The 19592-nt window shown below is 64.8% G+C and carries 14 protein-coding genes; 3 read left to right on the forward strand and 11 right to left on the reverse strand.

Features of this window, described 5'->3' with window-relative positions:
- Positions 1-79: 79 nt before the first annotated feature.
- From AB4Z51_RS05095 to AB4Z51_RS05140, 10 genes are all read right to left on the reverse strand, one after another.
- Complete coding sequence (locus tag AB4Z51_RS05095; RefSeq protein WP_135216415.1) at positions 80-1024, reverse strand: hypothetical protein; 945 nt, start codon at positions 1022-1024, stop codon at positions 80-82.
- A gap of 93 nt (positions 1025-1117) precedes the next feature.
- Entirely contained in the window at positions 1118-1402 is a 285-nt protein-coding gene (locus tag AB4Z51_RS05100; protein WP_038954861.1) for a cupin domain-containing protein, read from the reverse strand.
- A 13-nt stretch (positions 1403-1415) separates the two neighbouring features.
- On the reverse strand, positions 1416-2513 hold the full coding sequence (locus AB4Z51_RS05105) for a calcium:proton antiporter (RefSeq protein ID WP_441497123.1): 1098 nt from the start codon (positions 2511-2513) through the stop codon (positions 1416-1418).
- A gap of 60 nt (positions 2514-2573) precedes the next feature.
- A complete protein-coding gene (locus AB4Z51_RS05110; RefSeq protein ID WP_135216416.1) occupies positions 2574-3374 on the reverse strand; it encodes an alpha/beta hydrolase in 801 nt (266 codons plus the stop codon).
- A gap of 212 nt (positions 3375-3586) precedes the next feature.
- Positions 3587-4984: an NAD(P)(+) transhydrogenase (Re/Si-specific) subunit beta gene (locus tag AB4Z51_RS05115; RefSeq protein ID WP_135216417.1), complete on the reverse strand. Its 1398-nt coding sequence runs from the start codon at positions 4982-4984 to the stop codon at positions 3587-3589.
- Positions 4985-5023: 39 nt separating this feature from the next.
- A complete protein-coding gene (locus AB4Z51_RS05120) occupies positions 5024-5341 on the reverse strand; it encodes a proton-translocating transhydrogenase family protein (RefSeq protein WP_014492434.1) in 318 nt (105 codons plus the stop codon).
- Between the two features lie 11 nt (positions 5342-5352).
- Complete coding sequence (locus AB4Z51_RS05125; RefSeq protein ID WP_135216418.1) at positions 5353-6480, reverse strand: Re/Si-specific NAD(P)(+) transhydrogenase subunit alpha; 1128 nt, start codon at positions 6478-6480, stop codon at positions 5353-5355.
- A gap of 138 nt (positions 6481-6618) precedes the next feature.
- Complete coding sequence (locus AB4Z51_RS05130) at positions 6619-6771, reverse strand: aa3-type cytochrome c oxidase subunit IV (RefSeq protein ID WP_008136857.1); 153 nt, start codon at positions 6769-6771, stop codon at positions 6619-6621.
- A gap of 140 nt (positions 6772-6911) precedes the next feature.
- Positions 6912-9899 (reverse strand): cell division protein, encoded by a 2988-nt coding sequence (locus AB4Z51_RS05135; RefSeq protein ID WP_063981114.1) that lies wholly within the window; start codon positions 9897-9899, stop codon positions 6912-6914.
- Positions 9900-10122: 223 nt separating this feature from the next.
- Positions 10123-12030 (reverse strand): M3 family oligoendopeptidase, encoded by a 1908-nt coding sequence (locus AB4Z51_RS05140; protein ID WP_441497124.1) that lies wholly within the window; start codon positions 12028-12030, stop codon positions 10123-10125.
- 127 nt (positions 12031-12157) lie between these two features.
- Here AB4Z51_RS05140 and AB4Z51_RS05145 point away from each other — a divergent pair, with 127 nt between their 5' ends.
- The 3 genes from AB4Z51_RS05145 to AB4Z51_RS05155 all read left to right on the forward strand — a co-directional run bounded on the left by AB4Z51_RS05145 (position 12158) and on the right by AB4Z51_RS05155 (position 18139).
- Positions 12158-13654 (forward strand): sigma-54-dependent transcriptional regulator, encoded by a 1497-nt coding sequence (locus AB4Z51_RS05145; RefSeq protein WP_441497125.1) that lies wholly within the window; start codon positions 12158-12160, stop codon positions 13652-13654.
- A 366-nt stretch (positions 13655-14020) separates the two neighbouring features.
- The gene (locus tag AB4Z51_RS05150) at positions 14021-16231 is read left to right on the forward strand and encodes a L,D-transpeptidase family protein (protein WP_441497126.1); all 2211 of its coding nucleotides are present in this window, start codon (positions 14021-14023) and stop codon (positions 16229-16231) included.
- 285 nt (positions 16232-16516) lie between these two features.
- On the forward strand, positions 16517-18139 hold the full coding sequence (locus AB4Z51_RS05155) for a DUF882 domain-containing protein (protein ID WP_441497127.1): 1623 nt from the start codon (positions 16517-16519) through the stop codon (positions 18137-18139).
- Between the two features lie 945 nt (positions 18140-19084).
- Here AB4Z51_RS05155 and AB4Z51_RS05160 read toward each other — a convergent pair.
- Positions 19085-19510, reverse strand: a complete 426-nt coding sequence (locus AB4Z51_RS05160; protein ID WP_135216423.1) for a DUF1801 domain-containing protein — start codon at positions 19508-19510, stop codon at positions 19085-19087.
- Positions 19511-19592: the final 82 nt, after the last annotated feature.

Here is a 19592-nt window from a genome sequence, read left to right on the forward strand (position 1 = left end):
GCTAGAGCTTCTTGTTTTGACGCGTTTTCTTCACGCGAAGCGGTGTCCACGTCGCTCGAAAACGCTCTCGGCCACCGCCTTAATCGGGGGTGGCGCTCTTCGGCAGGACGGAGTGGAACATCGACTTCATGCCCGACAGCATCTCGTCGGCGACATTGGTCTTCTTAGGCCGCGGCATGGTCGCGCCGGCATCGGCACGGAGGTCGAGTGGCGGGGCGATCACCGGCACCGGAATGTCGGCCGGCGGCGTCATCCGGTTCGGATCGTCGTTGCCGATCGAGGCGGTGTAGGGCGGATTGACCGGCGACGCGCTGCCATTGCCATAGGCTTCGGACGAAGGCGTCGACACCGTGATCGGCGGCGGCAGCGGACGGAGCGCGGACGGCTCCGCAGGAATGACACGCGGGGCTTCCGGGGTACGGGAGGCTTCCCGAACCGCAGGCTCCGGCGACCTCTCGGCCGACTTGGTTTCAGCCGGCCGGGTTTCCGAAGGCTTGGTTTCGGAAGATCTGGCCTCGGCGGCCTTGCCCTCAGGCGACTTGCGCAGGCGCTCGATCGCGGCGCGCGCGAGATCGTTGGCGTCGGGCGTCGCAGCCGGGGACGCCGGTGCCGAATTGGCCTCGACCACCGGGGTGGTGGCGGGAGCCGTGACAGCCGGAGCGGACTTGGCGGCCGCCTTCTCACGCGCCGGGTTGCGGCCGCGCGGGCCGGCCTCGGCGGGAGCAACGTCCGCGGCCTTGGTCTCGGCCGGGTGTTCGCCGGATTTGTCGGCCGGCTTCTCGGCCGCCGCCTTGTCGGTCACGCTCTTCTCGGAGACGCCTTTGGCCTTGACGCCGGGCGCCGGGAGGTTGGCCACATCGGAGGGCTTGCCGCTCTTGCCGGCATCGGCAGGCGCTACCACGGCCGCGGGGGCATCGGCCGCCGGCTTGGCGTTGATGTAGTGGTTAACGATGTACGCCCCGATGATCGTCGCGAGCACCGAGGGGAGAATATCCATCGAGATTTTAGCGAGGTATTTCAGCATTTCTCGGCCACTCCCCGCGCGATCAGATGCGGGAACTTTGGGGCATTGTAAGGGATCAACTGCGACGGATCGATGGCAAAGGGTTCGCCCGCCTTACGGCTTCAGCTCGATCTCAAGGAACACGATCTCGGTTGAGGTTTCGTTAAGTACGTCGTGTTGGACGCCGGCCTTGCGAAAGTAAGATTTTCCGGCCGCGAGCTGCGCCTTGGAACGCTCGCCGCCGGGCGCCACGATGGTCATCTCGCCGGCGACGACGGGAACAATGACATAGTCCATGCCGTGGGTGTGATGCCCGGTCGCGCTGCCCGGGGCGAGCCGCCACTCGGTCACCCGGACCTGCTCGTTGTCGATCTGAACCTCGGATTTGGCGGCAAGCATCGGGCAATTCCTTCTACGGCACGAAAACCATGAACACGTAGACGGCAAATACCACCATATGGACCAGCCCGAACAGGACATTGGTCCTGCCGGTGCCGAAGGTCAGCATGCTCAACAAGAATGTCAGGAACAGGAGTGCGGTGTTCGCCGGGTTCAGGCCCAGCACGAGCGGCTGGTCGAGCAGGTAGGTGGCGATCCCGACCGCCGGAATGGTCAGGCCGATGGTTGCGAGCGAGGACCCGAGCGCCAGGTTGATGCTCTTCTGGAGGTCGTTCTTGCGCGCCGCCGCAATCGCCGAGACACCCTCCGGCATCAGGATCAGGAGGGCGACGAGGAGGCCCGCGAACGCCGGCGGGGCGCCGATCTGAACGGCGACCGCGTCCACCACCAGCGAGAACTTCTTGGCGAGGAGGACGACCGCCAGCAGCGAGATCAGCAGCAGCACGATGCTGAGCACCAGCATTCTGCCCGACAAATGCGCCTCGCCGCCCTCGCCGTCCGCCCTCTCGTGGACGAAGTAGTCCTTGTGCAGGACGGTCTGGGTGTAGAGGAACACGCCGTAGAGCACGATCGTTGCGAGATCGACGAAGCCGAGCTGGAGCGTCGAATAGATCGGGCCCGGCGTCGTCAGCGTGTAGTTGGGCATGATCAGGGTGATGGTTGCCATCGCAATCAGCACGCTGAGATAGACGTTGGCGCCCGAGACCTGAAAGCCCTGCTCGCGATAGCGCATGCCGCCGATGAAGACGCAGAGGCCGACGAGGCCGTTGCAGACGATCATCACGACGGCGAACACGGTATCGCGGGCGAGCTCCGGAGCCGGCTTGTCGCCCAGCATGATCGTGGTGATCAGTGCGACCTCGATGATGGTCACCGCCAGCGTCAGCAGCAGCGTGCCGTAGGGCTCGCCGATGCGCTCCGCGATCACCTCGGAATGATGAACGGCCGCGAACACGGTGCCGAACAGGATCACCAGGAGCACGATCGCGAACAGGGCTCCGCCCGCCGTTAGCGTAAAGCTGTAGCCGGTCGCGGTCACGATCAGGAACAGCAGCACCGCCAGAGCGGGGAAGATGCAGGACGACCGCGGCATCGGTCCGTGTGCGCTCATGCGGGCGATTCCTTCAAATGGGAGACCGATTATGCGCGAGAAGATCGCATCCGTCAGCCCTCAGGACCCATTGATGAAGTTTCGTGCGATCTCGATGGCACCAAAGCTGCCGAGATCGTCGTGCCCGCCGCCGGGAATGCGGACGAACTGCTTCGGCTCGCGGGCCAGCGCAAACAATTTCTCGCCGAATGCGATCGGGATGGTCTGGTCCTGCGCGCCATGCATGATCAGGAGCGGAGCCGTGACGCGTGCGATGCGCTCATCCGAGTGGAAGGGGTCGCGGATCAGGAGGCGAACCGGAGCGAACCAGAAATGCGCGGCGGCGACGTCGGCGATCGACGAATAGGGCGCCTCGAGGATCAGCTTCCCGACCGGATGTTCGGAGGCGACGGCGACCGCAACGCCAGTCCCGAGCGAGAAGCCCCAGGCGACGAGGCGCCGGGCGTCATAGCGCGCCACCGCGAACGCGTACGCGGCCGCGCCATCGCGCAGCAGGCCATCTTCGCCCGGCGCGCCGCTGGAGCCCGAATAGCCGCGATAGGACAGCGCGACGAGACCGGTGCCGTCAGCCGTGATCGCCTTGAAGTGGCCGGCAAGGCCGGCCAGAGAATCGCCGTTGCCGTGGAAGAACAGCACCACGGCACGGCCAGGCTTTGGCGGCACGTGCCAGACGATGACCTTCTCGCCGTCAGACGTCGTCAGGACATGCTCTTCGGCGTCTGGAAGTCCCGCGGCGGCAGGCGCCGTGCGCTCGGCCGTCGGAATCGGAAACAGCATGGCGCGCTGTTTGGCAAACARCAGGACGAGACCGGCGAGGTAGCCGGCCGCGAGGATGGTGGCGGTCCATTTCAGGAATGTCATCGCGGCCCGCCATTCCGGAGTTCAGGATTTGCGGCGGCTCGTGAGCAGTTTGAGGACGTCCGGCCGGATGCTCAAGGGAATCTCGCGGCAGCCGCACGCCGCCGCATGGGCGGCGTGCCATGCGACACGCTGCTCGCGTGTCGCCGTCGGTGGCATGCGATGGGACCGGTGCCACTCCTTGTTCAGGGCCACGGTCCGCTCGCCTACCCGCCCTACATCGCCTTGACGATGTTCTCGGTGACCTTCTTGGCGTCACCGAGCAGCATCATGGTGTTGTCGCGATAGAACAGCGGATTGTCGATACCGGCATAGCCCGAGGCGAGCGAGCGCTTGATGAACATCACGGTGCCGGCCTTCCAGACCTGGAGCACGGGCATGCCGTAGATCGGCGAGGTCTTGTCCTCTTCGGCCGCCGGATTGGTGACGTCGTTGGCGCCGATCACGAAGGCGATGTCGGCCTGCGCGAATTCGGAGTTGATGTCCTCGAGCTCGAACACCTCGTCGTAGGGGACGTTGGCTTCGGCGAGCAGCACGTTCATGTGCCCGGGCATGCGGCCCGCGACCGGATGAATGGCGTACTTCACCTCGACGCCTTCCTTCTTCAGGATGTCGCCCATTTCGCGCAGCGCGTGCTGGGCCTGCGCCACCGCCATGCCGTAGCCGGGCACGATGATGACCTTCTGCGCGTTCTTCATGATGAAGGCGGCGTCGTCGGCCGAGCCGAGCTTGGCGGGCTTCTGCTCGCCGCCGCCAGCGCCGGCCGCCGCGGTCTCGCCGCCGAAGCCGCCGAGGATGACCGAGATGAAGGACCGGTTCATCGCGTGGCACATGATGTAGGACAGGATCGCACCGGACGAGCCGACCAGCGCGCCGGTGATGATCAGCGCGGAATTGCCCAGCGTGAAGCCGATGCCAGCCGCGGCCCAGCCGGAATAGGAGTTCAGCATCGAGATCACGACCGGCATGTCGGCGCCGCCGATCGGGATGATCATGAGCACGCCGAGCGCCAGCGCGATGATGACGATCAGCCAGAAGTCCAGCGCGCTGCCCGACATCACCAGCCCGACGATGAAGACGACGAGCAGAACTGCAAGCACGATATTGATGACGTGGCGGAACGGCAGGATGATCGGCGCGCCGCTCATGCGCGCGGACAGCTTCAGGAACGCGATCACCGAGCCGGTGAAGGTCAGCGCGCCGATGGCGACGCCGAGCGACATCTCGACCAGGCTCTGCGGATGGATGTTGCCGGGGGTGCCGATGTCGAAGGCTTCCGGCGCGTAGAACGCGCCGGCGGCGACCAGCACCGCGGCCATGCCGACCAGCGAGTGGAAGGCGGCGACCAGTTCGGGCATCGAGGTCATCGGCACGCGGCGGGCAATCACCGCACCGATCGCGGCACCGATGGCGATGCCGACGATGACGAGCACCCAGGCGAGGCCGTCTGCCGGCGGATGGTTGGCGAGCGTGGTGGCGACCGCGATCGCCATGCCGATCATGCCGAACAGATTGCCCTGGCGCGACGAAGCCGGGCTCGACAGCCCGCGTAGCGACAGGATGAACAGCACTCCCGCCACGAGATACAAAAATGCAGAGAGGTTGGCGCTCATCTCAGGTCCCCATTGATCCCATCAGCCCGAGGTGGCCGCTTACTTCGACTTCTTCTTGTACATCGCCAGCATGCGCTGGGTGACAAGGAAGCCGCCGAAGATGTTGATGCAGGCGAAGATCAGCGCGACGAAGCCGAAGGCGCGTGCCCAGCCCGAGCCGCTCGAGACATTGGCGACGCCGCCGGCGAGCAGCGCGCCGACCACGATCACCGAGGAGATCGCGTTGGTCACGCTCATCAGCGGCGTGTGCAGCGCCGGCGTCACCGACCACACCACGAAATAACCGACGAAGACGGCGAGGACGAAGATCGACAGCCGGAAGATGAAGGGGTCGACGACCTGTGCTGCATGCTCCATGGCGGCTCTCCTTAAACCTTCGGCTGGAAGTTCGGGTGGATCACGACGCCGTCCTTGGTCAGCGCAGTCGCCTTCACGAGTTCGTCGTCCCAATTCACGGCAAGGGCTTTGCTGCCCTTGTCGATCATGGTCTCGATGAAATTGAACAAATTGCGCGCGTAGAGGCTGGAGGCCGAGGCTGCGACACGACCGGCGACGTTGGTGTAGCCGACGATCTTGATGCCATCGACGTCGGCGACCTCGCCCGGCCTTGCGCCCTCGACATTGCCGCCGCGCTCGACGGCGAGATCGACCAGCACCGACCCCGGCTTCATCGACTTGACCATTTCAGCACTGATGAGCTTCGGCGCCGGCCGGCCCGGAATGAGCGCAGTGGTGATGACGATGTCCTGCTTCTTGATGTGCTCGGCGGTGAGCGCGGCCTGCTTGGCCTGGTATTCCTTGGACATTTCCTTGGCGTAGCCGCCGGCGGTCTGCGCGTTCTTGAACTCCTCGTCCTCGACGGCGAGGAACTTCGCACCGAGCGATTCCACCTGCTCTTTCGTTGCGGGCCGCACGTCGGTCGCGGTGACGATCGCGCCGAGACGGCGCGCGGTCGCGATCGCCTGCAGGCCGGCAACGCCGACGCCCATCACGAACACCTTTGCGGCGGGCACGGTGCCGGCGGCGGTCATCATCATCGGGAAGGCACGGCCGAAGGCCTCGGCCCCCTCGATCACGGCGCGGTAGCCGGCAAGGTTCGCCTGCGACGACAGCACGTCCATCACCTGCGCACGGGTGATGCGCGGCATCAGTTCCATCGCGAAGGCGGAGACGCCGGAATCGGCGATCGTCTTCAGCGCGGCCTCGTTGCCGTAGGGGTCCATGATGGCGATGACGAGCGCACCGCGCTTGTACTGCGCGAGCTCGGAGGCTTCGGGACGCTTCACCTTGATGATGATGTCGGCGTCCTTCAGCGCATCGGCGCTGACGGTGGCGCCCACGGCGGTGAATTCGGAATCCGGCAGCCCCGATTTGAGGCCGGCGCCCGGCTCGACGGCGATCTCGGCGCCCAACGCCTTGAACTTCTTCACCGTATCAGGCGAAGCGGCAACACGCGGCTCCGACGGATCGATTTCCTTGGCAACGGCGATCTTCATAGGCCCTCCGGCGACGCGGGACAGCGCGCGCGCAAACTTAAGCGTTACTCCCGCAGCGTTCGATACCGGTTTTGGGACCGGCTTGGATGCAAATTTTGTAGGCGGCAGCTGCTGCTGGCGTGTGCAGCTGCCGATAGGTCAGGTCAGGAAGATCGCCATCAGGATTACGATGAGCGCGACCGAGGCCGTGCCGTACTTCACCAGCTTGATGAAGCCCTCATAGGTCTGCTCGTGGGCAACGTAGTCGTTGCCGTCGGCGGTGGTGTACGCCACTTCGCTATGGTCAGCCATGTATTGTCCCCAGTCGAAAGTCGAATTCTTGGGCTGGGATACCGCAAACCTTCGGGCAGGGCAACGGCACCGATGGCCGGTTTTCGGGCAAATCAGGTGATTTGGAATTCCGATTGCCGGGAATCCGGCTGTCGCGCTGCTCAGCCCTGATCGATCATCGTGGCGGTGACGCTCGCAGTTTGCCGCCGAGGTACCGGAAGACCGAGCGCCTCGCGGACCGCGTCGATCGCCGGCTCGCCCGCTTCAGTGAATCGGGCCATATGCGGATCGACGCCGGACCCGACCGCGACCGGATTGTCACCGGACAGGAAACCGTGCGCCATGTGGAAGCCCAGCGCGCGGTAGACCTCGAACTGCTCCTCCGAGAAGAACTGGTCACCCGTGGTCTCGTGCGGGAAGCGGTCGTTTCGCCGCGCGTAGTCCCGGATGTAGTCGTTCTCGTCGCCATTGAGCGACGATTTGACGTAAACGAGATAACCCTGCTCGTCGCCTCCGTAGTCGATGGTGCCGATCGCGACGTGGACGTGGTCTCGCGCAATGTCGTCGCGCTCGTCGGCCGCGCCGGGATCACCCGCCTTGTCGGCATTGCGCGCCATCAGCGCACGCGTGCGCTCGCGAATCGGCGTCCATGGCAGGTCGATGCGGACGCCGAGATCGATGCGGGCGTAACGCTGCAACGTCATCAGGGAACCGAAATTCATCGGCGCATCGGCTTCCGCATCGACCGCGATGATCACCTTGCAGCGGCGGCGCAACAGCTCGTAGACGCCGAGATTCTCGATATGACCGCCGTCCGTCAGATAGACGCTGTCGCTGTTCTCGTACAGGCGCCCCGAGATCTCCGACCAGAAATAGATCGGCGTGGAGCGGCGCTGCGGCCGGACACGCTCATCGACGTAACGCGGGTTCTTCAGCCAATAGCCGAGCCGGACGTTGAGGAGCGCAAGCGTGGGCGTCAGCGCCTTGATCGAGCTCGAACCCATGTTCGAGGAGGCCGCGGCTCCGGAAATCGCCATTGCGGTGGCGAGATCGAGACTTTGCTCGTCGTCCTGCACCAGATCGGTGGGCGCATAGCCCGTCGCCTCGCTGCCGACGTTCAGGGCGGAGAACACGAAGAAGTCCGCGTTGCGCCCGCGCCGGTTGGCAAAGTCGGAGCCCTGAATATTCAGCGCCGTATTGATGAGCTGATAGGGCGCGTGCAGCTTCGGCGCAGCCGGCTGCCCTGGAATCCGGGCCGTCGCGGCCGGAGCGGCGTAGAGATCCGTCAGCTTCATGCGATCGAGCGCCTTGAAATCGCGCCCCTGGTCGAGACTGGCTTCGGCGGGCGCGACGCGCCCGTCGGCCGAACGCGTCGGATCGAACAGGAAGGCCTTGCTCAGGCGATCGCGATAGAGCCGGTGCAACGAGTTCGCATTCGGCGTCAGGCAGAACGAGATGGCGAACAGCAGGGCGCCGGCGAACGTGTAGAGGATCACCATGTGCAGGCTGTAGGAGTAGGCGAGCTCCGAAGCATTGCCCTGGAACAGGCTGGGAAAACGAACCTGAACCACCTGCCCCGCTTTCTGAGCCAGGAACAGGAGCCAGGCGGGCGTGTGCCAGATCGGCGTCAACTGCTCGGCATCTGCCACGACCTGCGGTGCGGCTTTCGGCGTGATTTCCGCCGACAAGGTCCCCTTGCTGACATCGAACTGAATCCTGCCTGCGAGGCTTCCGGACGGCGCGTTCGATTTGGCATTGACCAGGCACTCTCGCTGGGAGGTTGCGCCCATAACGGACGGGCACCTCTCGAACAGATCGTTGGCGATGCCCCAATAGGATAGATAGAGGTATGCGACCCAGATGACGAGCGGAAGCGCAAGGCCCGCGATCCATAGCGCGACCTTGGCCACGACCGCGAGCACAAGCGAACCCCATTGCGAGGATGCGCTGTTGCCCTTCAGCAATTCCACGAATTGCTGCCTGAACGCGGTGACGAAGACACCGATTGGCGCAGCCACTGCCGCGAGCGACTTGATCCAGGTGATCGCAACCGCAGCAGCCGGTCCACCGATTGCGCTGCTCTCGGCGACATCGAACATCTGCTCCAGCATGAAGGGTTGAAACTCGAAGAAGGCGATCACCGCCAGCAGCACCAGGAAGGTCGCGCCCATGCTCGGCCAGTGCGAACGGAACTCCTGCCGCTTGCCGGGGCTCGCGAGCGACTGCTTGAGCGCCCATCCGAAGAACAGGACGCCGCCGATGATTGCGATCGACAGGCTCAGCGCAAAATGCTGGACCTTGAGAAACCTCGCGAAGTCGCACGCGACGCCCAGCAACAGCGCGATCCCGCCAATATAGGCGAACACGACACTGGGACCGCTGCCGCGGACCGAGCGGGAGGTGAAATAGGCGAGCCCGCTGCAAGCGAACATCACCAGCGCGACGACCAGGCCGAATGTGCTGAAACCGTAACGATCGATGTCGCTGAAATCATGCAGCTCGCACAACGACCTGTTGTTGAGACTGATGCCGAAGATGTTCGCATCCGTCAGGCAGCTCCGCAGCGGCGTTGACCAGATGGTGATGGCGGCAAGCAGCAGCACGATGGGCAACGTCAACCCGATATTGGCGACCAGTCCCCGCACGACGATCGCAACTCCGGTCAGGAGATCGCGGGCACCGGCGGGGATCAGATAGTTGGAATAGTTGCGCAGGTGTCCGACCGACGGCGTATCGCTGATCTCGGCGGACGTGACGGTTCCGCCGGCGGGTCTCTCGCCGAACACAAAGCGCCGTGCGGTCGTCATGGTGGCGCTGAGCGAGGTGCCGATATAGCCGCCGCCCGACACCGTGGAGAGATAGTCGATCCGGCCGATCAGGTTGTGGTGGTTCAGTGCCTGGAGCACGCCGAGGCAAACGGCCGACGAGCGAATGCCACCGCCGGACAACGCAAGTCCGACGACGTCGAGCAACTGGCAGGGTTGCAGGCCGTCGGCGTCGAGGCGCCGTTCCGGCTCGCGGCGGGTGTTGATCGCCTCGATCTCATCGCAAACGATCTGATGGTGCTTCTCGCACCAGGGCGTTTCCTGATCGACGGCGGCAGCATTTCTCGCCATCGGAACCGGCGTGGCGGGCCCTTGATGGAGCATGGGTGCCTCCCCAGGGAGAAACCGATCAATCCACAATCAATAGTAGAAAATCATTTCCGAGTATCTGTTGAGTTAGTCTTGCGGGCCGCGCGAACGTTCAATCGCACGTAGCGAATTGCCGGCCTCCGCCGCGAAGGTCGCCCGCGCGCATGGATGGAACTGGGGGCCACAAAAACTTGCGACACCCGCATTCCGTGCGCCGGGAAGGAACTCGCGCTTTACCTCAGCCCATCGCCTCGAGCTCGTCGATCATCCCGGCGATGACCGAGAGACCGCCGTCCCAGAATTTGGGATCCTTGGCATCGAGCCCGAACGGCCGCAGCAGCTCGGAATAATGCTTGGTGCCGCCGGCGGCGAGCATGTCGAGGTAGCGCTCGGCAAAGCCCCCGGCCGCATTCTCGTAGACGGCGTAGAGCGAGTTCACGAGACAATCGCCGAAGGCATAGGCGTAGACGTAGAACGGCGAGTGGATGAAGTGCGGGATGTACATCCAGTAGTTCTCATAGCCCGCCTTGATCTCGATCGCCGGCCCGAGGCTCTCGCCCTGCACCGACAGCCAGATCTCGCCAAGCCGCGTCGCGGTGAGCTCGCCGTTCTTGCGCTCGGTGTGGACCGCGCGCTCGAACGAATAGAACGCGATCTGCCGCACCACGGTGTTGATCATGTCCTCGACCTTGCCGGCGAGCAGCGCCTGGCGCTGCCTGGCGCTCTTGGTCTGCGCCAGCAGCCGGCGGAAGGTCAGCATCTCGCCGAACACGCTCGCGGTCTCGGCCAGCGTCAGCGGCGTCGGCGCCATCAGCGCGCCGTTCTTCGCGGCCAGCACCTGGTGCACGCCATGGCCGAGTTCATGCGCGAGCGTCATCACGTCGCGCGGCTTGCCCTGGTAGTTCATCAGCACGTAAGGATGCGCCGACGGCGTGGTCGGATGCGAGAACGCGCCCGGCGCCTTGCCGGGGCGAACCGGCGCGTCGATCCAGCGATCGGTGAAGAAGCGCTCGGCGATATCGGCCATTTTTGGCGAGAAGCCGCGATAGGCCGTCAGCACCATGTTGCGCGCATCGGGCCAGCCGATGACGTCGGTCGCAGCGAACGGCAGCGGCGCGTTGCGGTCCCAATAAGCCAGCCGCTTCTTGCCGAACCACTTCGCCTTCAACGCATAATAGCGATGCGACAGCTTTGGATAGGCCGCGCGCACCGAGGCGACCAGCGCGTCCACCACCTCGCGCTCGACGCGATTGCTCAGATGCCGAGAATCCGCGACGTCCTTGAACCCGCGCCAATTGTCGGAGATGTCCTTGTCCTTGGCGAGCGTGTTGGTGATCAGCGCAAAGGTGCGCTCATTGGCCTTGAAGGTCTTTGCCAACGCTTCGGCCGCAGCCTTGCGCTTTGTGCCGTCACGGTCCTGCAGGAAATTGAGCGTCGGCTCGATCGCGAGCTCTTTGGCGCCGACCTTGAAGCGCAGGCCGGAGATGGTCTGGTCGAACAGCCGGTTGAAGGCGGAATAGCCGGTCTGTGACTTCTCGAGGAAGAGCTGCTCGAGCTTGTCGTCGAGCTGGTACGGCTTCTCCTTGCGCAGATCCTCGATCCAGGGACGGTAATGCGCGAGCTCCGCGGCCTGCATCGCGCGGTTCAAAATATCGTCATCGACGCGGTTGAGCTCGAGCGCGAAGAACAGGAGATGCGTGGACGCCGCCGTCAGCCGCTCCGAGACATCGCCGTAAAACTTTGAAATCTTGGGATCAACGCTGTCGCCGGCATGGACGAGACCGGCATAGGAGCCGAGACGCCCGGCGAGATCGTCGATCGCCTCATAGTGTCGCACCGCCTCGGCGAGCCATTTTCCGCCATCTTCGTTTGCTGTCCCTGTGGCGAGCTTGCCCTTGTAGTCGGTCTCGAACGCGACGCAAYCGGCGTCCATCCTTTCGAGATCGCGCGCCACTTCCGGCGCATCGATCCCGGAATAGAGGTCGGCGAGGTTCCACTCCGGAAGCCTGCCGGTCTTGCCCGCAGGCTTTGCGGGCAAAGATTTGGAGGACTTTGCCTTGGCGGCGGATTTCCTGGTGCTTGGCTTGCGGAGAGCGGGCTTGCTGGAGGCAGACTTCTTGAGAGCAGATTTGGGGCGCGAATTCATTGTGTGGGAAACCTGTGTTCAACAAGCGCGACGGCGGGCGGGGGCATCAAGGTTTAAGAGTGCGTTAATCGGCTTCGGCCAGAGTGACCCGATTCGAGACAGATAGTAGTAGCGTGCGGGGAACACCATGGCTGCCTGTATTTTGATCGCCGACGACGACGCAGTAGCCCGCCGGCTGGTCGAGAACATGGTGCAGAAATGCGGCTATGAGACGGTCGTCGTGGACTCCGGCGACGCCGCGATCGCCGCCCTCACCGCCCCCGATGCACCGGCGATCGACGCCGTCATCCTCGATCTCGTGATGCCCGGCCTCGACGGCATGGGCGTGCTGGCGAAAATCCGCGAGGCCGGCCTCGGCGTCCCCGTCATCGTGCAGACCGCCCATGGCGGCATCGACAACGTGATCTCGGCGATGCGCGCGGGCGCGGCCGATTTCGTCGTCAAGCCGGTTGGCTTGGAACGGCTCCAGGTCTCTCTGCGCAACGCACTCAATGCCTCCGCGCTCAAGGGCGAGTTGCAGCGTATCCGTCACAGCCGCGAGGGCCGGCTGACTTTCTCCGACATCATCACCCGCGCCGAGGCGATGGCGGCCGTGATGCGCGCCGCGCAGAAGGCCGCGGGCTCGTCGATCCCCGTGCTGATCGAAGGCGAGTCCGGCGTCGGCAAGGAGATGTTCGCACGCGCCATCCATGGCAGCGGCGAGCGCAAGACCAAGCCGTTCGTCGCGGTCAATTGCGGCGCGATCCCCGACAATCTGGTTGAGTCGATCCTGTTCGGCCACGAGAAGGGCGCCTTCACCGGCGCCACCGAACGACACACCGGCAAGTTCGTCGAGGCTCATGGCGGCACGCTGTTCCTGGACGAGGTCAGCGAGCTGCCGCTCACCGCGCAGGTCAAGCTGCTGCGCGCACTTCAGGAAGGCGCGGTCGAAGCAGTCGGCGGGCGCAAGCCGTTGAAGGTCGACGTCCGGATCATCTCCGCGACCAACCGCAGGCTGCYGGAGCGGGTGAAGCAGGGCCATTTCCGCGAGGACCTGTTCTATCGGCTCCACGTGCTGCCGCTGACGATCCCCTCGCTGCGGGCGCGGCGTGAGGACATCCCGCATCTGCTCCGGCATTTCCTGGCGCGCTTTGCCGCCGAGGAGAACCGCCTCATCACCGGCATCAGCGGCGAGGCCGTGGCGCACCTCGCCCAGCTCGACTGGCCCGGCAACATCCGCCAGCTCGAAAACGCGGTCTACCGCGCGGTGGTGATGAGCGAGGGCGACCAGCTTGACCTTGCCGACTTCCCCCTGCTCACCCCGCAGCCGCATCTCGAGACCGACATCCCGACCGCGCCGCTGATGCTCGAGCCGATCGCGGCGCCCTCGGTGGTGTCGGGTGGTGAAATACCGATCGCGCCGCTGCCGCTGGCGGGCACCCTTTCCATGCTGACCCCCACCGGCGACGTCCGCCCGCTGGACGACATGGAGAACGAGATCATCCGTTTCGCGATCTCGCATTATCGGGGACAGATGTCCGAGGTCGCCCGCCGCCTCAAAATCGGCCGGTCCACGCTCTACCGCAAGCTCGACGAAGCCGGGGTTCCCGGACATGGCGGCAAAAGCGGTGAGGAGACGCCCTGAGCCTCATGCGAACGGAGGTTCGCCTGGCGTTGCGATGACGCCGCAAGCCCTTCGCATTACGGCAAAATCCGGCTGCGACGTGAACCGTGACTTGGAAGTGACAGACACATGGAAAAGCGTCTGCCAAAGCCGCACAATCCGTTGCAAACGGGCTTTCTTGAAGTCAGTTTGTCGTGAGTTGTCCCGGGTAGCGCTGGCCGCCCAAACGGGGCCTGTATATCGTCTGCGTAGGATTCGTTCGTCCGCGTATGAATCGTTGCGTGCAGGCGTGCAACTTTCGAGCGGCCGGCGCAGTTTAGCCCGAAGCTCATTAGGCGATAATGAAGCTGTTCCACGAGGGACAGTTCACCCGAGGGGTGCGACACAATGCGTGACTGTTTGAACCACCGTGCGGGCTTTGACCGCGTCTTGATGACGGTCGCGGCGACCTTCCTCACGGTATCGGCCAGCTCGGCCCTGGCGCAGGATCAGGCGCGCAGCAGCGCCGCCGAACTCGCGATCGAAGCCGCGATCCCGCGCCCCGAGCCCGCCAACGTCCCGCCCCCGACCGCATCCGACATCAAGCTCGACACCACCGCGACGGTTCAGGATTCCGCAAAGGAGCCGACCAAGGAACCGGTGAAGGCCGAAGCCGCACCGGCCCCCGAAAAGGTCGAGACCAAGCCTTCCGACGTCGCCACCACGCCTGCACCTGAGGCGCCGAAGAGCGAAACCGCCAAGATCGAGCCCGCCAAGACCGAGCCCGCCAAATCCGAACCGGCAAAGGCCGACACCGCGACGGCAACGCCGGCCGGGCCTGCGGCCCCCGCTGCGGCTCCGGCCGCCGAGCCCGTGAAGGCCGCGAGCAACGTTCCCGCTGCCGACCAGCCGGTCGCCGACAAGCTCAAGGACATCATCGGCGCCAAGACCTCGCGCCATTTCGACCGCAAGAACGAGCGCGCCGCGATCGAGAAGTTTTACGGTGCACGCGACTTCGCGCCGGTCTGGACCCAGGCCGGCAGCCTGACCGCCGCGGCCAAGGGCGTGATCGCGCGGCTGAAGGATGCGGCCTCCGATGGCCTCAATCCCGCCGACTACCCGGTGCCGGATTTCGCCGCCGCCACGACGCCCGATGCGCTCGCCGATGCCGAGCTGAAGCTCACCGCCAGCATGTTCGACTATGCGCGCCAGGCCCAGAGCGGCCGCATGCACTGGTCGCAGGTCAGCGGCGACATCCTCTATCCCGAGCATCCGGTCGATCCGAGCGACGTGCTCGCCAAGGTCACGACCGCAGCCGATGCCTCCGCAGCGCTCGACAGCTACAACCCGCCGCAGAAGCTCTACAAGGAGCTGAAGGCCAAGCTCGCCGAGCTGCGCGGCCAGGGCAGCGGCCCGGTGATCGAGATCGCCGACGGTCCGGCGCTGAAATACACTCCGGCCGGCAAGAAGCAGGCTGAGATCGTCGTCGAAGATCCGCGCGTGCCGCAGCTCCGCGCCAAGCTCGGCCTCGCCGAGAACGCCAGCGACACCCGCTATGACGCCACCGTCGCCGAAGCCGTGCGCAAATTCCAGAGCGGCGTCGAGATGAAAGCGACCGGCATCCTCGACGACAAGACCGTCAAGGCGATCAACACCCCGAAGCGCGACAAGCAGATCGACACGGTGCTGGTGAACATGGAGCGCTGGCGCTGGCTGCCGCGCGACCTCGGCGTTCCCTCGCTGGGCGATGCCTATGTCATCCTCAACATTCCCGACTACACGCTGAAGGTGATGCAGCGCGGCCAGCAGGTCTGGACCACCCGCGTCGTCACCGGCAAGCCGGGCACGCATGCGACCCCGCTGCTCACCGAGACGATGAAGTACATCACGGTCAATCCGACCTGGAACGTGCCGCCGTCGATCGTCTACAACGAATATCTGCCGGCGCTTCAGCAGGACCCGACCGTGCTCCAGCGCATGGGCCTCAAGCTCGAGCAGAACCGCGACGGCTCCGTGCACATCTCGCAGCCGCCCGGCGAAGCCAACGCGCTCGGCCGCATCCGCTTCAACTTCCCGAACAAGTTCCTAGTCTATCAGCACGACACGCCGGACAAGAACCTGTTCGCCAGGGACGATCGCGCCTTCAGCCATGGCTGCATGCGCGTGCAGAACCCGGATCAGTACGCCTCCGTTCTGCTCAACATCGCCATGCCGAACGAGAAGTACACGCCGGAGCGCGTGCGCAGCATGTACGGCAAGAGCGAGATCGACCTGAAATTCCCGACGCCGATTCCGGTCAACATCACCTATCAGACCGCGTTCGTGGACGATGGCGGCAAGCTGCAAATCCGCAAGGACGTCTATGGCCGTGACGCGACCATGATCAACATCCTGAAGAACAGCCGCGGCAAGGATCTCGAGAACGTCGTCGCACACTCCCAGCCGAGCTATTCGCGCCCGGCGACGACGCTGCCCTCGGGCGTTGCGGTCGCCAACAACGGTGGCGGCGGCTTCGGCTCGTCGGGTCCGAACTTCTTCGAGCGGCTGTTCGGGGCGCCGACCCCGCCGCCGGCTCCGGTCGGCCGCCGGCCGCAGCAGCAGCGGGTGTTTACCCGCTGAGGCCTCCCCGATCGGTCTTTGTCGGAAATTCTCTAGTAAGATCAGTGACCTCATCCCCCTGGATGGGGTCGCTTAACGTTAACCATTCTCCACCCGAACTCCGGCAGCGGGCGTTTTTTTGCCACACTGAACCGCTTAGGTTCGTACTCTGACTTGGTTTGGGGTCGAAAAGGTCAACCTCGAATTAACCTTCTCGCTTTAAGAAAGCGTTCATCCTCTTTCGCGCGCTAACGGGGTTGCCGGGAGAGTCCATTTTGAACGCTCGTCGACTGGGTGGGCTCATTCGTGCTGACAGGTTTCGCACGCAAATTCGCAGTGCTGTCGTTGTCCCATGCGGGAGTGAAGGCCGGATCCCGGATTGGCCTCGCTTCCGCACTGCTGCTTGCTGCCRCGGGCTCGGTCCATGACGCCGCCGCGCTGAACGAGACCAAGACGCTCTCGTTCCACCACACCCATWCCGGCGAAGACCTCACCGTCACCTTCAAGCGCGATGGCCGCTTCGACGAGGCCGCGCTAAAGCAGCTCAACCACTTCCTGCGCGACTGGCGGACCCAAGACGAGACGGTCATGGACCGTCGCCTGTTCGACATCCTCTGGGAAGTCTACCGCGACGTCGACGGCAAGCAGCCGATCCAGATCATCTCCTCCTACCGTTCCCCCGCCACCAACGCGATGCTCCGCCGCCGCTCCTCGGGCGTGGCGCGCTTCAGTCAGCACATGCTCGGGCATGCGATGGACTTCCACATTCCGGGCGTGCCGCTGGAGCAGATCCGCTTCGCCGGCCTGCGCCTGCAGCGCGGCGGCGTCGGCTTCTATCCGACCTCCGGCTCGCCCTTCGTCCATCTGGATACCGGCAGCATCCGGCACTGGCCGCGCATGACGCATGACCAGCTCGCCCGCGTGTTCCCGGATGGCCGCACGGTCCACGTTCCGACCGACGGCACGCCGCTGAAGGGCTATGAGCTGGCCAAGGCCGACATCGAGCGCCGCGGCGCTGGCGACGATTCCGGCAGCAAGCCGAATTTCTTTGCCGCCCTGTTCAAGAGCAAGTCGGCTCCGGCCGCCACGAGCAACGACGAGGATGACGAGGGCGCGCCCGCCCCCGCCGCGAAGCCTGTTGCGCCGACCGTGGTTGCCGCCGCGGTCAAGCCGGCCGATCCGGTACCGACACCGCGCGCCAAGCCGCAGATCGCCGCCGCGATCCAGCTCGCTTCGGCCGATGCACAGCTCGTTGCACCGCCCAAGCCGAAGCCCGCGCCCGTGGCTGACAAGCCGACAGCCGGCAAATCTGTTGAGGGCAAGCCCGAGACCCCGGCCGACATCATCAATGCACGCGGCTTCTGGGATACCCCTGCGACCCCGCAGCAGGCGACGCCAGCTCAAGTGGCTGCGCTGAAGGCCCGCCAGGCGCTCGCCGCCGCCACCGAGCCGCAAGCGACCGCGAGCGTCTCCAGCGCGGCCTATCAGGCGCTGGCCTATGCGCCGGCGTCCGCCTCCCCGGTCGACCGCGCCAACGTCGTCGCCGCCTCCGCGCCGCTCCCGCGCACAGGCCGCCCCGTTGCCGCGACGCGCGGCCTTGCGCCCGCGACCGAGATCAACACGGTGGTCGGCAAGAGCATCGACGGCAGGATCGCAACCGCGACCCGCCTCTCCGCCGCCAGGGGCGAGAGCATCTGGCTCAAGATCGTGATGCTGTCGCCGAGCGCCAGCCGCGCGATGTCGGTGACGCTGATGGGCGAGCTGGATACCGTTGCCCTGCGCGGCTATTTCGTCAAACCGCAGGCCGTGATCGCGATGGGCTTTGCCGACGATCCGATGCAGGGCCTGTCCTGCGACAGTTTTACGGGCAGCGCGACCGCGAAGCTCGAGACGACGTCGTTCGTCATGCGCACCGCGGCGCTGCGCTGAGATCTTTCCCCTCACGCCGTTCGGTAGTCCCGCAAGCCGGGATGAAGCGCAGCGCAATCCTGGGGCACGACAGCGCCACACGCTCAAGTGTCGTCCCGGCCTGGTGCGCATCCGCACTAAGGGAGATTCCCCCACTTCCAACGGGTAATCCACCCGGTATCGCTACGCATTCCAAACGCGCATTGTGGCAATGCGCCCAGAACGGACGCGATGACAAAGTCCGAGGACGCGATTGCGTTTGCCTTGGTGTTCCGCGTTTCCGCAGCGGCGCCGCATCTCAAGGGAAGTCGCCACAGCGAAGTAGGAGCATGCGATGTCAGTTCCATGCAAGTCTGAGCTCAGCCTTCTGAATCACGACGAGCGCGAAGTCATATTGAGTACGCACCATCCCGTGGTCGGAGAGATGGAGCGCGATGGACTTGAGAGCCTTCGCGCCCGACTTCGGGATCTGCGCGACAGGGAGCGTACATTGTCGCGGCATCGACGCCGCGAAACAAAGGGAACAGCCGACCCGCGCGGCAAGAGTTTCTCCGGCACGGCAGAGCATGCAAACCGGCGCCAATCGGTTTTCGCTGCCGCCATCAAGCGCGTCAAGAACGAGCTGAGGCGCATCCGAAAGTTTGAAGCACGACGGGAGCTCGGGGAAGCGGCGCGACGGGCGTTAGCACTCCGTCGGGCGCGTCAGTTTTCTCGCCCGCAGACGACCCCAACTTCGCATGACGGCATGCGGTCCATCCAAAGCCGTCGCCGGATCAAGAAACTCCCACCGGAAAAAATCGGAAGAGTCTCGCAGGCCAACAAGCGGGCGCAGGCCCGACGAGACGCCAAACGCGGACGCGGCAATTGAGACCGAGACCGACAATCCTGCGGATCGAGGCTGCGTGCCGGACCGGCGCAATGGCGTCCTCGCCACTTCCAAGACTACAGTGTCGAAGCCTGCAGCTTCTATCTCGCTTTCCTGACCCGCCGATCCAGATGATATGTCAACGCCAGCGAGAGGCAGACGGTGAGCTCCTGCTTCGGYAGCGCGCCGGATAGGGGCAACAGCAAAGCCCTGGTCTGCCGATATTCGAACTCATCGGGAAAGCGCTCGCGGAACGTATCGACCAGCGTCGTCTTGCAGTTGAACAAAATGGCGGCGTGCTCGGAGTCCTTGAGGCGGCCGAGCCGGATCGTGCTGCCGCTGCCGGTCTCATCGGTCAGGTAAGCCGGCTCGCCCCATTTCAGGGTCTCGGTGAGCTCGCCAACGGCTTTATGCGCCGCAGCGGTCGCGAAGATCAGCGCACGCACCTGGAGCAGCCGCTTGCCGATCGGCGCCGGAAGAGCGCCGAAGGCACGGTTCACCTCGCGCGGCAGCGGCGGCGCAGTCACGACGGTCTCCGTTCACAAACGAAGTGCAACACGCCACGCTTGTAGCCCGGATGGAGCGAAAGCGTAATCCGGGGACTACCCG

This window comes from Bradyrhizobium sp. 2TAF36 (assembly GCF_052114925.1).
In the GTDB taxonomy this organism is placed as follows: Bacteria; Pseudomonadota; Alphaproteobacteria; order Rhizobiales; family Xanthobacteraceae; genus Bradyrhizobium; species Bradyrhizobium barranii.

What these genes read in the sequence shown, in the direction of transcription:
- AB4Z51_RS05095 (WP_135216415.1), bottom strand. Translation starts at nt 1,024, where the DNA reads ATGCTGAAATACCTCGCTAAAATCTCGATGGATATTCTCCCCTCGGTG.
- AB4Z51_RS05100 (WP_038954861.1), bottom strand. Translation starts at nt 1,402, where the DNA reads ATGCTTGCCGCCAAATCCGAGGTTCAGATCGACAACGAGCAGGTCCGG.
- AB4Z51_RS05105 (WP_441497123.1), bottom strand. Translation starts at nt 2,513, where the DNA reads ATGAGCGCACACGGACCGATGCCGCGGTCGTCCTGCATCTTCCCCGCT.
- AB4Z51_RS05115 (WP_135216417.1), bottom strand. Translation starts at nt 4,984, where the DNA reads ATGAGCGCCAACCTCTCTGCATTTTTGTATCTCGTGGCGGGAGTGCTG.
- AB4Z51_RS05120 (WP_014492434.1), bottom strand. Translation starts at nt 5,341, where the DNA reads ATGGAGCATGCAGCACAGGTCGTCGACCCCTTCATCTTCCGGCTGTCG.
- AB4Z51_RS05125 (WP_135216418.1), bottom strand. Translation starts at nt 6,480, where the DNA reads ATGAAGATCGCCGTTGCCAAGGAAATCGATCCGTCGGAGCCGCGTGTT.
- AB4Z51_RS05130 (WP_008136857.1), bottom strand. Translation starts at nt 6,771, where the DNA reads ATGGCTGACCATAGCGAAGTGGCGTACACCACCGCCGACGGCAACGAC.
- AB4Z51_RS05135 (WP_063981114.1), bottom strand. Translation starts at nt 9,899, where the DNA reads ATGCTCCATCAAGGGCCCGCCACGCCGGTTCCGATGGCGAGAAATGCT.
- AB4Z51_RS05150 (WP_441497126.1), top strand. Translation starts at nt 14,021, where the DNA reads ATGCGTGACTGTTTGAACCACCGTGCGGGCTTTGACCGCGTCTTGATG.